Source organism: Blautia sp. 2227st1_G12_2227SCRN_220401, assembly GCF_039062885.1.
Lineage (GTDB): Bacteria > Bacillota > Clostridia > Lachnospirales > Lachnospiraceae > Blautia_A > Blautia_A fusiformis.
On the sequence record NZ_JBCLNI010000012.1, the window covers coordinates 91190 to 106398 of the forward strand.

Here is a 15209-nt window from a genome sequence, read left to right on the forward strand (position 1 = left end):
TCACATAGTTTGTAGTATAGGATTTTTCCGGCTGTTCAGATATCGTGGTTGAGATAAAGATTTGTGAATTATATGTTAAATTGTTTCAGAAATTATATGCAATTCCGTTAAATTCTTTCTCCAGAGTAAAATACCCATCGCGTTATGTTGCCACCTTCTTTCACCGCCATCTCTGTCCTACATCATATCTTCCAATTTTTATTACATTGATCACAACAGCTCTCTCCAATATGTCAGCAATATGGATATTTCCCGTCTCCTCGCATATCTGAATCAAATAAAAATAGAATATTCATATTTAATACTTGCCTCTCTTCCAGATAAATGCCAACTTTCAGGCTTTTATGATCACTTGATTTGTGCAATTTTTTATGTTGTTTTAATTTTTTCTGTAAAATCTCAAATATATGCTTTGTTTTTGTCTAATTTTACCCTTGAAGTTTTGTACATAAGTTAAACAATACAAAATATTGTTCTTAAATTTTCTAACTTTTTGTTAGCCACCTCGTCCGAGAAGTGCTATAATGATCCCAGTCAGAAAAGAAATGCAGAATTCGTGTTACTGCGAACAGCGCGAACAGCAACATTACCGGAATCCATGCATCAGGAGGAGGAATTTGACATGATCACATTGAAAGCAGAGAAAAGAAACCCGAATGTAAAAGCTAAAAAATTAAGACGTGAGGGTTACGTCACAGGAATTCTTAGTGGAAAAGAAATGAAAGAGCCTGTAGCACTTCAGTTTGACGGTGCCGAGGCAGCCAAATTCATTAAAGCAAATAAAGAAGGTACACAGATTTACCTGGACATCGAAGGCGAAAAAGTTGATGCCCTGGTAAAAAATATTGACTATAATCCAATTGAAAAACAGCTGATGGCTCTGGATTTCCAGGCACTGGTAGCCGGTGAGAAGGTTTCCACAACAGTCGCTGTCAAACTGGAGCACACCGACATGGTTCAGGGTATCGTTGAGCAGGAAATGGAAGAGATCCACTACAAAGCAGATCCGGCCAACCTTCTTGACACCATCGTCATCGACTTCAACGGCTATCCTGCAGACGTCCGTGATATCCATGTAAAAGACCTCCCGATCCCGGAAGGCAAACACGTCCACTTCATCACTCCTGAGGATGCAGTTGTTGTTCATATCGGTGAGTATGAGGCAGCTCCGGAAGAGGATGAGGACGCTGAAGCTGAGACAGAAGCATAATATATATAGTAATGATTCAGGGGATTGCCTGGTGGCAATCCCCTGTTTTTGTTTACATAATTCTAAGAATGTTATTTCATTTGTAATTTCTTTACCTCATCCAGCGGCAATTCATTTTCCCATAAAAGAGAAATAGCATACTCATCTATCCAATTCTTCAATAATTCTCTTATTCATATAATCATACGAATCCCAATTTTCTTTTCTGGTATTTATTTTTACCTGTTCGCAAATATATTTCAGCAGCCACAAAATATCTTCTACACTCCTGCCAGCTTGTTCTTTAACCCACTCTGGTGTAGCTGACACAATATTATGAGCTGCAATATTTCTGACATTCTGCTCAATTTCTACCAGACCTTTAGTTCTCTGTTTTAATAAATCATTTTTACATTTTTTCTCAATAATTGGTTGCAAATGGCTTGAATATACTATCCCATATCTAAATGGATAAAATTTTTCATTCATAATACCCAATACTTCTGTGCCATCTAATTTATATCTATCCCATTTTCTTTCTTTTTTCTTATAATACTGTGTAACATTAATTTCGCAAAATTGCTCAAGGACCATTTCCAGCAGATCAATGATTAATGGAGTAATTCCTCTGATAAAATCTGCATACTCTCCACGTTTTACTTTTAAATCTAAAGCTAACAGATATTCAAACAAGATTTTCTTTTTATTTTCTTGTCTCACTGCTGAAATAATTCCATTATTTTCTGGTAAAACTCTGTTCATTCTCTCCCAGTCCAAAACTGCTCTCGCATCTGCTGACTGTAACCACTTCCATGCCACAGGATTTAATTCATCCTTGATTTCCTTACCAACTGCCAGCGCTGCATGATAATCATAAGATAATAAGTGCTTTTTTATCATATCGATTTTCAGTAGCCGCATCAAATTCAGACACTTCACTTCCTGGCATCTGTTTTCTGCACTTTCCTCATTATCTTCATTCAGTTCCCAGTTCGCTTTAACATCATATTCGTCTCTTTCTTCATGTTCCAGATTACTTTTCTTCTGTGGAGTAGACACCTGTATTGGCAAAAATCTGTATTCCGCCAACGTTGCCATAATAAGCAGTGCGCTTTTCATACCAGGTGTTCCGGATGCCATATTAACTAATAACTGATCTTCTTTCTCTTTTTGTTCTTCAATTTCTGAAATAATTTTCCGGAATTCATCATAAAACACATCATACTGTTGAACATCTACCATATCAGGATTTTCAATTATATGTACTTCAAATTTGTGATTCAAAAAGTCCCCTAACAGATTCAGGGTTTCTACATATCTATTATCTTTTTTATGGTTCTCTGCCATTTCTTTGGATAAATACAGATATACAACATCTGGTTCATAATATCTGCATATATGAAGCATTGAACCATCATATAAATACTTTATCGGGTCTGTGTTTCCAATTGGTGAAAATAAATATTTTTTTCCCATTTTTTATACTCCCTTTTTTATATTTTTCATTAGAACTTATATTAAGATAATTTCTTCATCAAATTCTGGCACCTCTCCCCAGGAAATGACTTTTTCTCTTCCTGACACCTTATATATCCTGACGCTGTCTTCACATTTATCGATATAATGAGGAATTTCCTTAATCAATTTATTGTATCGTTGTTTTGTCAACATTGCTTCAAAAGCCGATTTTTGTACCCTTATTCCATAACCAGATAAAAGTTTGGCAAATTTTACTCTTTTTTTATTCTCTACAATATCATAAATGATCAGAATAAATTCCTTATCTGATTCCAACTCTTCTGATATCTGAAAATAATAGTCTTCATCATCGAATGGTAATTGGCTCATAAAGATTTGCATCCCCTTCTTCTATTGCTTTTGCCAGATGTTCCATTTGCAAAAAAATGCCTCTTCGAAAGCTTACTGCATAATCCACGTATTTTAAATATCGCACTTCTGTCTGGAATTTACGCTCCAACTTATTCAGATATATTTTCAGACCATCTCTCGTCAGATAACATCCTGGCTCATCCATGCTGAAATTAAAATGTTCTTTTTGTATTTCATGTCCATTGATCATGCTCATTGCGGTTGCATCTACAATTACTGCTCGCCACTCTTCCATCATATCACTTGCCAATGTTGGATGTTTTTCTGCATCCCTGTGAATAAAACCGAAATAAGGATTTAAGCCTCTCATTTCTATTTTACAATACACTTCATTCATTAATATTGAATAGCCTAAACTGATCATAGAATTAAATTCATCTCGTGGTGGTCTACGACTTCTTCCCTGAAAAGAAAACTCTTTATCAATGCAGGCTGCCAGTCCTTTAAAATAATATTTAGCCGCCTGTCCTTCAAAACCGATCATTTCCTCAATTCTATTACAAGTCATGATCTTATTTTTACAGATTGTCAGCATTTTTTGCTCTTCTTCCAGGTTAATCCCTCTGCTTTTTTCATATCGACGTAATACTACACTTTGATTTTTAATCTTTGCACAAAGAATCTTCATAGCAAGCGTTGCAGCAAATTCTGTATCATAAAGAGCACTTTGTTTTCTCTGTCTTGACACATTAACATGTCCTGTTGATATCAACCGGCCAAAATATTTTCCACCCTTCGAAAAATAGCTTACCGGAATCCCTCTGCTCATACATTCTTCCGCACACTGAGTTGTCATTTGTGAACGCCCCATGATCGTAATTCCATCTAAAGATTCAATTGGAATAAGACGTTTCATACCGTCCTTATAATTCACAGTACACTGATTTGCTTCAACTCCGATAGTCGCTCCATTTTCATTCACATACAAAAATCCCATTTTTCACCTCCGTATATTACATATTATCAATAAAGTTTATTATTCTGTGCTCGAATAAATGGATAGATATTTTCGTCCCCTGTCGGGGAATCACATTTCTCAATGGACATGGTGAAAGCACTTGGTGATAAGTTTGTAGAGTTTCTGTCCCCTGTCAGGGAACTACATTTCTCAATAATAAACAAATGTTTAATGCAAAACAAAAAAAGTTTCCGTCCTCTATCGGGGAACTACATTTCTCAATGGAACCCCAAGGACTGTTAGCTCAGCTGGTGGAGCAGTTTCCGTCCCCTATCGGGGAACTACATTTCTCAATTATGTGTTGTGATTATAGCATTAATTATCAGACACGTTTCCGTCCCCTGTCGGGGAACTACATTTCTCAATTAAACAGAGCAACATTGACCGGATTCGTAACTGAGTTTCCGTCCCCTGTCGGGGAACTACATTTCTCAATTGAGAAGGACTACGATGACCCGGAAGCATATGAGTGCAAAGTTTCCGTCCCCTGTCGGGGAACTACATTTCTCAATGATACTGTCTGAAATCTAATTCTTAAAGTTTCAAAATGTTTCCGTCCCCTGTCGGGGAACTACATTTCTCAATAATTACAGTTCCGACTTTCAAACTTGACAAAAAGGGTTTCCGTCCCCTGTCGGGGAACTACATTTCTCAATTTCCAGAAAGGAAATAAATTATGAAAAAATATATTATTACGTTTCCGTCCCCTGTCGGGGAACTACATTTCTCAATGATAATTTTGGAACTGAAGCGGTGACAGGTTATTGTTTCCGTCCCCTGTCGGGGAACTACATTTCTCAATTACTTGTTTTCTATCAATGATACATAAAAACAAGTCGTGGTTTCCGTCCCCTGTCGGGGAACTACATTTCTCAATCAGTAAAGCGCTCACTTTCCGATATCGAGAAAATCATGTTTCCGTCCCCTGTCGGGGAACTACATTTCTCAATTTGAAAAAGCTGAGCGTTGAAAACTATAAGAAAGTTTCCGTCCCCTGTCGGGGAACTACATTTCTCAATAGTAGACTGGTCGATAGTAGCAATCGTACTCAGCGTTTCCGTCCCCTGTCGGGGAACTACATTTCTCAATACAAAAAACACAACTTAAAATAGGAGGAAAACAAAGTTTCCGTCCCCTGTCGGGGAACTACATTTCTCAATCTTCCCAAAAGTATCAAATACGCCGGAGAATTAAGTTTCCGTCCCCTGTCGGGGAACTACATTTCTCAATGAGATTGTAAGTGTGGTTATAATGGCGTTATGTGGTTTCCGTCCCCTGTCGGGGAACTACATTTCTCAATAGTAAACGAAATACATAACGATTGTAAAAACTTTTCTAAAGTTTCCGTCCCCTGTCGGGGAACTACATTTCTCAATGGCTAAAAAGGAACTTGCAAAACGCAAGACAAGCGATTTCCGTCCCCTGTCGGGGAACTACATTTCTCAATGGGAAAGACCATAAGGGCAAATATATCTATCTGAATAATTTCCGTCCCCTGTCGGGGAACTACATTTCTCAATCCGGGAACACTAAAACAGAGGCAGAGCTGCGAATCAGATTTCCGTCCCCTGTCGGGGAACTACATTTCTCAATTAGAACAGGTTTCTCTGTGGATGATAGCGTCAATAAGCTATTTCCGTCCCCTGTCGGGGAACTACATTTCTCAATGAATTTCTTTCGGAAGTTCAAATCGAATATATTCCATTTCCGTCCCCTGTCGGGGAACTACATTTCTCAATACCATCCCTACAATCCCGCCACCAGTCTGGGCTCATGGTCGGGATTGCGTGGGAAAAATATTTTTGGAAAAATAAATAAAATTCATTCGCTTAAATCGGCAGCAAACTCAGTATTTAAGCCATGCGCGGCAAAATCCAAACAGATATTCTCTTTTATTAAGAAATATCAATTTCACATTGTCCCATCATATATTCTTTTCCCTGATAGCGGGTACATTTCAAAATATGTGGTGAAACCCTCATTCTTGTATCTTTATAATGTTTATGATCTTGTGGCACACCTGTTCTGTCAAAGATATCTTTTGTTATTTCAATACCTTCTCTTTCACCAAACATAGGATAAACAACCGTTTTTGAAACAAAACCACTTCCACCACCAAAAAATACTGTATTAGGTTTACCTCTGTCACATCTCGGAAATTTACTCTGGAACACCTGATAATACTGCTCATAAAACAATTTTACTGCATCCAAAATATCCTCAATTTTTAGATTACATTCTGTTTCATCTATTGTCAATGAGCTTTTTATCACAGTTCCAGGTTTAATACACTCTCTCAGAAGATTTAATGTTTTATATGATCCATCTACATGTTGTTCCCACTTCTGACATAAAACAATATCTTCTCTACTCAAAGGTTCACTATCGCCTACGATAATGCCAGACATATTGTCAAATTCCACATCTTCTTTATCCGTATGCTTTAATGTACAAAAAGCCTTTTTTTCAATTATTCCAATATTTCGATTCAAAATTTTACGATTTTTTCTCCCAGTACTTAATTCACTCCTGATCTGACTCTGATCCCTTTTATACTTTATCTGATCTTGAGCAATATCCTTGCTAAGTAAAATCGTTCTAAGCATTCCTTTTAATGAGCTTCCCGGTACATACGGATTTCCATAAGGATCTGTCACGCATGTCATAATCTGCAATTTGCCTTTTTCTTCGGAGCGGTCTCCTACATTTTCTGTATATTTCATACACCTTTTCAGATCTGTAAGCGAAACATGGTTTCTGATACTCCAATGTTTTAAATCCTCACGTGTATCCTCAACCATAAAACGCTCAAGATCATTCTGTATATGCAATTTTTGTGCCAGAAAATACAGCTTCGCAGCATCCACAACTCCAATTGTATTCCTGTTCAGAAAAACATATTCTTTCTTTTGTATTTGATTCCCATCACCTATGAATACCGGACCTTTTACAGTCAACTGTATCTGATATGTTTTTAATTTCTGTCCCATTTTTATACCCCCATGAAAAAAGCTTTTGCATAACGGAATATTGGATGAGTTCCACCATTTCTTTCTTCTATGACTTTTCCTTTAAAAGTATTTACAAAACAGGAACCCGCAGAGAAAACATAAATATCACTTTTTCTCATTTGCTGAGCGGCATATGTCTGAGAATCTATAAATCCACTTCTTTTGAGCAAACTATATGTTGCTCCTTTCAAAATATCTTCAAGTTCTTCATCTTCGGGAAGTGCTGTTGATAAGAGTAAATGCAGCGACGCTTTTTGGGTCAACTGTTCTTTCATTTCTCTCGGAATATCACAAACCCTACATTTAAATCTTCCCATCCCAGAACTTTTTTTGCCACCTAATCCTGTATATTGGAGGCTTTCAAATAACTCGTCCAAACATTCCTGATCCTTTTCTGATTCCATTCCGGCTATTATGTATAAACCGGAGCCATCTGTAAAATGATATGTACTTACACGATATGGCTGAGGCTCTTCCATTCCACGGATTCCTACTGAAACCTTCATTCCATTAGTTCCAAGATACTGCATATCTTCCATATGTTCTTCCGGAAACGTTCCATTTATAAAAGCTTCCACTGTGTTTACCGGAATATACTTTAAATTCTTAAACATTTTTTTCTGTCTGGAATTTCCTTGTTTCTCATTATCATCTACACGAACAGAGATCATTGGTTTAGGAATATAATAATTTTTCCCTATGTATGGAAATGCATCTGATAATACTATCCTGCCTTCTGAAACAGCATTCAAAAATTCTTTCTGCTTTTCCATCTTTAATGCTTCCTGAAACAATGCAGCAAATAATGTATCTGCATGAAAAGTGATCTCAGTACTGTCCAGATTTTTACTTCCGAAATGAACTCCTGTCAGAAACTCCAAACAATACAATTTATACTCCAAAGTCCCTCTCCTCCATTATGCGTCTACGACTTCCTTGAGAATTTCATTACATTTATCAATTAATATATTATCGACATTGCCGATTACACCCTCTGCATGCACATTGTTGAACTGAATCTTACCATAACCACGAGATCCACTTCCTCCCAGATAATCGTACTGTAATAATTTCATTCCCTCTGCCAGAGTTTGCATATCTTCTATAAATTCCTGCTCATTTTCCATTTCATAGATCAGATCCAATCCAAAAACTGACCCTCTGACCGCTCTCTCAATCTGACGCGGATTCGCTACTGCAGTAAGTCTTGAAATAGAATTTTCAAATTTAACTTCCGTCATACTCTGAAGTCCTGCTTCTCTTAATTCCTGTTCATTTGCTAATACCATATCAGAAAACAAAATCCTGCTTCTTTTGATCTTATTTTTTTCTGAAGATCCAAATAATCTGCTGATACGCTCATGATCACCTTTCGGTTCTGTTATCTGCTCATTGAATTCTTTGGCAAGAAGACTTCTCATTTTTCCCTTTAAGGAACTACCTGGTATCATAGGAAGATTTGTTTTCACATCTTTCACAACAGGTGAATCTACTGCTCCTATTGCAGCAAAGGCTCCGCTTCCACCTATATGCATACCTGTCTTTACTAAAATATCTCCTGAAATCTGAATTTTTGCGTACATATTCTTTCCCCCTTACTGTTCTTTTCCACCATAATATTTATGAAACGCGATCAATGCCTCCATATATCTGCTGAATAACAGATAATTTTTTTTTCTCTGTTTGATCTCCTTGAGTATCTCTAAAATTTCTGCCTGCTGCACAAATTCCTTTACTTTAGGTTCTCGCCCACATTCATACATAAAACGAACTCGAAGATACTCAATTCTTCCACAAATCTCATCATCCAGTTTTTCTGAAGACTTTGTAAGAACCTGATTGTAAATATCTGCATTCATAGCCAACAGATTTCTAATCTTAGAGGTTGTAACAATATCTGGTTCCCCTTTAAAATTTTTTCTAGCCCCCTTCACAAGATTTTTTATAACATTTTCCGCTTTATCCACACAATTATTATCATTAATCCTCATCTTTACCCTCTCCTTTCCGATTTATATAAGCATAAAGATTAATTGCTGTTTTCAACTGTCTGCAATCCTGGTCTGATTGGATCCACTCATACATCTTTTTTGATAGCTGTCTGTATTTTTCTTTTTTCGGTCCTTCTTCTGATGGTTCCAGTCTGGAAAGTAGATACATCATTCTTGCAAAATTAATTTTTTCCTCATGTCCACGTACAAGTTCCAACATTCGGTACAAAAATGCCATACCTCTGTCTTCTAAATCCTCAAAGAACTCACTCAATGCTCTATATTTTTCCTGAATCACTTCCTGATCAAATTCTTCCCAGGAATATGTACCGTCACTGATTTCTTTTTCCTCTTCACCTTCTTCCACCAGATGTCTCTCACCATCTTCCATAATGGTTACTGCATTTTTTCCCGGCATTCTTTTCGATTCAGACTCCATAGCTCCCGTCTCCTGTGCGATCGCTGCAATAGGATATGAATCTTCATAAATACCAATACCTGCAGAAATGCTTAATGTTCCCTGTGTGTATTTTCGGAACATTTTTTGCAGATCTACAGAAAGCTCTATTACATCATTCCATGCACCGACAATAAATACATCATCTCCGCCAGAATATACGATCGTAGCCTGACGTTCCTTTACACCTTCATTTCCTTCCAGCGAATATTCACCGTTTTTTAATAAAGATCGAATATAATATTTAAAGAAAATAGATAACTGTCTGGATAATGCCGCAGTTCTCGACAAAGTCACATATCTGTCTCCATTTCTTTTACTCTGGAAGCCGGATACAATAGCCTGTCCAAGATTATCTACATCAGCACGTAAAACTCCAATTCTGTTAATCCCCTTTGATTTCTTTGCAAATTCCTCAAATGTATCTCCTGTAGTATAATCTCCCACCCATAAGTTAGTCTCGATATGTTTTCCGGTATACATTTCATTCTTGGAATAAGCACGCACAAAATGATCATCCTTTTCCATTCGTCTGCTTAATGATTCTTTTGTATCTGCCACAAGGTAACAGCCTCCTGGTAATGGCATGCCCTTTTTTTCTTCTGAATTTCCCAGGACCACTGAAAAGAACTCACTATACAGAACATTCTTGGACAAGCTTTCTATTTTCCTGCATAATGGGCAAACACCTTCATCATCTACCCGCCCGATTCTTTTACAAACCCTACATTCTCTGGAATAATCCCTGAGTTTTTTATGGTTTAACTTAATAATATCCTGTGCACAATATCTATGTTGTTTCTGTTCTGAAAGCATTTTGCTCATCTCACGGAATAACTGTCCATAACTACCCTCCGGAATATTACGAAAAGCATTTCCAGTACATGCCACATAACCAAAAGCAACATACAATTCAATCTGAAACTGTTCCAGGAGCCATTCTTTTAATTCCTTTTGAAATTCATTTATCCTGTCAACTGTCTTTTTTGTGTTAGCCAGAAGCAGATAACAGTGCCCTCCGCCTGAATATAACAGATTCGCTCTGGACAGCTCCAGCTTATCAAGCAACAGATCAATGATATGTTCCATCATGATTTCAAGATAAAAAGATCTTGCACGTAAAGTTCTTAATGCATTTTTGGACGTGATCGTATAAATAAATTTCTGAATACCTGAAATATCCATTGAACATAATAAAAAAGCTTTTTTATCATAAAAATCCTTTTTATCCAGAAGCTCTTCTTTATATTTCAAATGGTTTTCATTTAAATAGTCATACATGCAACTGGCGATAGCAGCCGTAAGCTTTACATGATCAAACAGTGAAATATCACTTAGTTCTCCCTTTGAAGTAGAAGATGGTACATAAGTAAGATTTGCTTCCATCACCGCTAACAATGAATTCAGATATTCGTCATTCCAATCCATTCCTTTGAAATTATCCAGCACTCTCTGTCGGATCTTCATATAAAACTCTTTTGAAAAACTTCTTTTTTCAGGAGTTGGATAATTAACATTCCCTTTATCTTCCATGTCCCCCGGAAGATAATAATATTCCTGATCATTTTCATTTAATATATTGAAAATACTCTGCAAAGGAACTGACAGATCAAATCCGGAAACATCTTCGCCCTCTTTCTTTCTCCTGTCTGCAAAAGCTGCAATATTATCTGCAAGATACACAATATACGCCAGATCATTTTCCTGCAGTTTTGCCCCCTTCAAAGCAGATATATGATGATATCTTACACAATTTAAAATTTCTTTATCATCAATACCACCATTTTCCTTTAAAAAATCATAACCGGAAATACTGTGATTTCTACGATCATCCCCCTCTCTGTATACTACTTTTCCAATATCATGAAGCAGACTTCCTATAATCAGTTTAATTTTTTCATCAGTCATCTTCATTCCTCCTGATATATTTCATTGCACCCATTCCCATTCCTGTCTTTATTCCAACACCGGAAAACTCTCCAAATTTTGCCAGCATCCTTACATACCTTGCCATTGTTTCCGGACCCTTGATATGGATACAAATATTTCCTATAAATCCTGTAATGTTCGTTTTTTCCAATGGAAACGGTATTGTCTGTAAGCGATATCTTACAATCTCACTTTGTGTCACAAGTTCTTCTAATGTATCTTCATCATACATATTAAACTCTTCCGATGCAGCACTGAACTTTCTCATAAGGCTTCCATATATTAAACTTAAATCTGGATATATTACATATTTTCCATCTCGTTTAAATGATGTGGGCGTTTTAAAACTTAATTCCAAATATCTGGAACATTTATTTTCATAGAATTCTTTTATCAGTTCTTTATCTTCTTTGATCCTTACTGTTTTATTTAATAAATTTACTGTTTTATTCTTTTTTCGTAACGTAATCGTATCAAGCTTTGTCATTGGAAGCAAAAGCATTTCGTAGGCTTCCGTATTTAATGTTTTAAGATACCAGATAGTTTTTCCTTCTTCTTTTAAAATGCATTGACTATATGGATTTAACTGATTTCCATGTAGCTTTTCCGCATATTCTGATGAAATATTCTCCATCAGTACTCCCTGCAAGTTTGATGACTGTTGAAAATTAATTTCGTTTGAATCAAATTCCACTTTAAGTTCTGCATACATTTAAAAAGCCTCCCATCACACCTTCTGCCCAGCCTGCAGTAACGCCTGCTTCAGTTCATCCTCAATCTTGGCAAGCTCTGCCTGGGCTTCGCTGCGTTTTTTTGTTTCTTCTTCGTGGATCTTTCCTAAATCCCAGAAACAATGCTTCCCATCCTATACCTGTTTTTCTTCTAATTGTCTTCATTCTTTCCCTCCAGTAAATCTCTTTCTTTGAATTCTTAATAAAAAAACATTACTCTCTCATTTTTGTAAAGAAAGTAATGTTTTCATCACACCGATATTATATTTACTACGAAATTTCACCTCAGTTCTGTCGATTTTATGTTATGCAAACCTCTTGCTTTGCTGTATTAAACTATGTGTGGTTTTTATCAAAATTCAACAATTTTCTTAATCAGATTATACGATTTTTATACATAAAAAGCAATTAATTATTGTCTAATTTGCATATTTGACATATTTAGCGTTAATTCAGACTTTATCTACTTTTTTCGTCAATTATTTTCAGCTTTTCCAGTCCTTCATAATACTTTCGAATGTTATTCTTTATCAGCCACTGGTTTCCATCTGTATATTCTTCATCTTTATTCAGCAAAAGTGCCATATCCAATACACAGCCCGCCAGATCTTCCACTATGTTGAAACGATCATGCAGATCATCTGGTACTGTGGGAGTTTCCGTCATTTTAAAATATTCCTCATATACCTGTCGGATCCATTCTCTGTATGTTTCACGAATTTCTGAAATTATTTTTGTCTGATTATCAATTTCTCTGATATCTGCAATATATCGTTCTGCCAAAGATGTAATCTGGCATAACGTTTTCTGAATTCCGGACTCGAACTCCTCTCTGGTAAGTTCCGATTGCTGAAGTCTGCGCACGGATTCATAAAAAGAATCTGTAGTTACCCATATACCTCTTATTATTGAAGAATTTTTCTGTTCTGAATAATATTTCCTTTTCCCAGTTCTGTCGCAGGCCCATATACTTCTGGCAAAATATCTATGATTGACCATATCACTCTCATCATGTCCGAAATAACACCATACAGCCATGGCTGACATATTTTTAAATTTTGTTTCTGAAGCTACCGTAGAAAATACATTTAAATTTCGGACATAGGATACAATCTCTTTCGTTATTAATGCTAATTGCTTTTCTGCACAATATTTCTCCGATATCATTACAAATACTGCCAAACGTTTTTCTTTCCTTGAAGATAATGGCTCTACATTTCTTATTGTATAATTTTCTGCTTTCAGATACACTTGTAAAGTCTCATACGGAGTATATTTCTCCACCTCAAAGTATATGGTACCACCGATTCTCCCTCGATATATTGGATGCTGCATCTTATTAGGGTTGTTTTTATTCCATGCTTTTGCAATAGCTAATACTTCCTCATGGATATCAAAAATAGAAATTTTTCCTTTACGGATTCTTCGATTAACAGTCATTGCTGTTGTTAACATTCCTGTATACAAACTGTGGTTCTTCCCGGGTCCGAGCCATGAACTCTCATTAGATGATGAAGAAGCAAGAACAACCGTTCCGTTTCCTGCAAAAGTAGTGATCGCTTCCTCCAATTTCATTTGTTTGACTCCGGAAACATAAAATTTACCAGAATAACAGCAATCCAAAATAATAATTTTATTTTTTGATTTTAACTTTTCTACAAAATCAATGATGCTCTGAATATTGATCATTCCATCTGAAAAGCACAGATCTCCATTGCAGCCATGACCGGAAAAATACAAAATAAATCCATCCTCTTCCTCGATCATACTGGAAAATTCCATCAATGCGCGCACAAAACTTCTCATCTTTACAATTCCAGAATTCCCTAGAGTTCTTATTGTATCCTTCGAAAGCCTTAGACCTTCTATTAATGCATTTTCCATTAATTTAAGATCCATCTCATAGGATGGAAGGCTCAAATTTTGTTCATATATTCCAACTGAAGTTAATAATGAGTAAAACTTTCCCATCTGTTATCTGACCTTATCTTTATTTTTTCCATATTTTCGACTCAATCGGATCACTGCATTTAATGCCTCCGCTTCATGGTTTGGTTCTTCGAATTCATCCGATGTATATTCATGAACATTTCCCAGCTGTTCATCTGTCATCTGTGTGACTTTTTCCACGATTTCTCCAATTTTTGCTGTTCTTTCCTGTTTTGTAAGTGATGACATATTAATTATCTCCTTTCCGGATCTTACCAGTTATTCTCCAAGTATTGGCTGCCCATATTCTTCTAAGGTGAAATTTAATGCCATAAGATCGTACACCTGATGCTCAATAAAATATTTTATGATCAGATCGCCTTTGTTAGATGGAGAAAGTGCATATTCCGCCCTGGCTAAAAGATCTCTTGCTGCTTTTATATCCAACTTTAATGCAAATACAAGTGCCAGCACTGTACTCTTTCCGGGATGATAAGCTGGATTACTTCTAATCTTCGAAAATAATCTTCTGTCAATACATGCGCTTTTATATACTTCAACATCTGACATCCCACTCTTATCTATCAATTCAAAAAGCTTTTCATGAAAAGAATCTCCCGCTTCGTCCAAAAGATGCTGTAGATCCATGGACTGATCTCTGGTCAGTTCTTTTCGTTCAGGAATATCTACGAAGGGTGCATATTTTTCGTAAAGTATATTTTCATCTGTTACTGGTAAATATTCCTTATAATTTATTTCTATATATTGAGCCAGCTGTTCTATAAAGGCATTTTCCAAACTCATCATATATCTCCTATATTTTTATGATTATGCCTATATTTTATCATTTAAAAGAATGAAACTCTATGCAATCCTGTTTCACTATTTCTGTGTATTTATATTTTATTTCTATATATTACCTAATTGGTCTCCTGGCAGACGACAAATTAATAAAAAAAGATACCTTTTTCAAAGCATCTCATAAACAATAATATAGGAAATTAAAAAACGCTGAAAAGTCCTGATCTACAAGACTTTTCAGCGTTACTAATAGCAGGGGATGAGAGAATCGAACTCCCACCAAAGGTTTTGGAGACCCCTATCATACCATTTGACCAATCCCC

General features: G+C 36.2%; 13 protein-coding genes, 1 tRNA gene and 1 CRISPR repeat array. Of the genes, 1 reads left to right on the plus strand and 13 read right to left on the minus strand.

Going from position 1 to position 15209, the window contains the following annotated elements:
- The first annotated feature begins 622 nt into the window (after window positions 1–622).
- Window positions 623–1210, plus strand: a complete 588-nt coding sequence (locus ABCM67_RS08200; RefSeq protein WP_342992729.1) for a 50S ribosomal protein L25 — start codon at window positions 623–625, stop codon at window positions 1208–1210.
- 141 nt (window positions 1211–1351) lie between these two features.
- On the opposite strand, the gene ABCM67_RS08205 is transcribed toward ABCM67_RS08200, so the two are convergent.
- The 13 genes from ABCM67_RS08205 to ABCM67_RS08265 form a co-directional block, all read right to left on the minus strand.
- Window positions 1352–2665, minus strand: a complete 1314-nt coding sequence (locus ABCM67_RS08205) for a CRISPR-associated protein Csm6 (protein WP_342992730.1) — start codon at window positions 2663–2665, stop codon at window positions 1352–1354.
- Window positions 2666–2701: 36 nt separating this feature from the next.
- On the minus strand, window positions 2702–3037 hold the full coding sequence (gene cas2 / locus ABCM67_RS08210) for a CRISPR-associated endonuclease Cas2 (protein ID WP_342992732.1): 336 nt from the start codon (window positions 3035–3037) through the stop codon (window positions 2702–2704).
- Entirely contained in the window at window positions 3015–4016 is a 1002-nt protein-coding gene (gene cas1, locus ABCM67_RS08215; protein WP_118609208.1) for a CRISPR-associated endonuclease Cas1, read from the minus strand. Before cas1 ends, cas2 begins: the two co-directional genes overlap by 23 nt.
- A 68-nt stretch (window positions 4017–4084) precedes the next feature.
- A CRISPR array of direct repeats spans window positions 4085–5776; the repeat unit is 35 nt; unit sequence TTTCCGTCCCCTGTCGGGGAACTACATTTCTCAAT.
- A 156-nt stretch (window positions 5777–5932) separates the two neighbouring features.
- Complete coding sequence (gene csm5, locus ABCM67_RS08220) at window positions 5933–7027, minus strand: type III-A CRISPR-associated RAMP protein Csm5 (protein WP_118609207.1); 1095 nt, start codon at window positions 7025–7027, stop codon at window positions 5933–5935.
- A gap of 2 nt (window positions 7028–7029) precedes the next feature.
- Entirely contained in the window at window positions 7030–7950 is a 921-nt protein-coding gene (gene csm4 / locus ABCM67_RS08225; RefSeq protein WP_118609206.1) for a type III-A CRISPR-associated RAMP protein Csm4, read from the minus strand.
- Between the two features lie 15 nt (window positions 7951–7965).
- Window positions 7966–8631 (minus strand): type III-A CRISPR-associated RAMP protein Csm3, encoded by a 666-nt coding sequence (gene csm3, locus ABCM67_RS08230; RefSeq protein WP_021651198.1) that lies wholly within the window; start codon window positions 8629–8631, stop codon window positions 7966–7968.
- Window positions 8632–8643: 12 nt separating this feature from the next.
- The gene (csm2, locus tag ABCM67_RS08235; protein WP_118609205.1) at window positions 8644–9039 is read right to left on the minus strand and encodes a type III-A CRISPR-associated protein Csm2; all 396 of its coding nucleotides are present in this window, start codon (window positions 9037–9039) and stop codon (window positions 8644–8646) included.
- Window positions 9029–11404: a type III-A CRISPR-associated protein Cas10/Csm1 gene (gene cas10, locus ABCM67_RS08240; RefSeq protein WP_286188039.1), complete on the minus strand. Its 2376-nt coding sequence runs from the start codon at window positions 11402–11404 to the stop codon at window positions 9029–9031. Before cas10 ends, csm2 begins: the two co-directional genes overlap by 11 nt.
- Window positions 11397–12137 carry a CRISPR-associated endoribonuclease Cas6 gene (gene cas6, locus ABCM67_RS08245; protein WP_021651201.1) on the minus strand — a complete coding sequence of 247 codons (741 nt, stop codon included), beginning with the start codon at window positions 12135–12137 and terminating at the stop codon, window positions 11397–11399. The genes cas10 and cas6 overlap by 8 nt, the downstream gene beginning before the upstream one ends.
- Window positions 12138–12615: 478 nt before the next feature.
- The gene (locus ABCM67_RS08250; RefSeq protein ID WP_118609203.1) at window positions 12616–14127 is read right to left on the minus strand and encodes a caspase family protein; all 1512 of its coding nucleotides are present in this window, start codon (window positions 14125–14127) and stop codon (window positions 12616–12618) included.
- Between the two features lie 3 nt (window positions 14128–14130).
- Window positions 14131–14334: a hypothetical protein gene (locus ABCM67_RS08255; RefSeq protein WP_118609202.1), complete on the minus strand. Its 204-nt coding sequence runs from the start codon at window positions 14332–14334 to the stop codon at window positions 14131–14133.
- A gap of 30 nt (window positions 14335–14364) precedes the next feature.
- On the minus strand, window positions 14365–14892 hold the full coding sequence (locus ABCM67_RS08260) for a hypothetical protein (protein WP_342992733.1): 528 nt from the start codon (window positions 14890–14892) through the stop codon (window positions 14365–14367).
- Between the two features lie 247 nt (window positions 14893–15139).
- Window positions 15140–15209, minus strand: a tRNA-Trp gene (locus tag ABCM67_RS08265).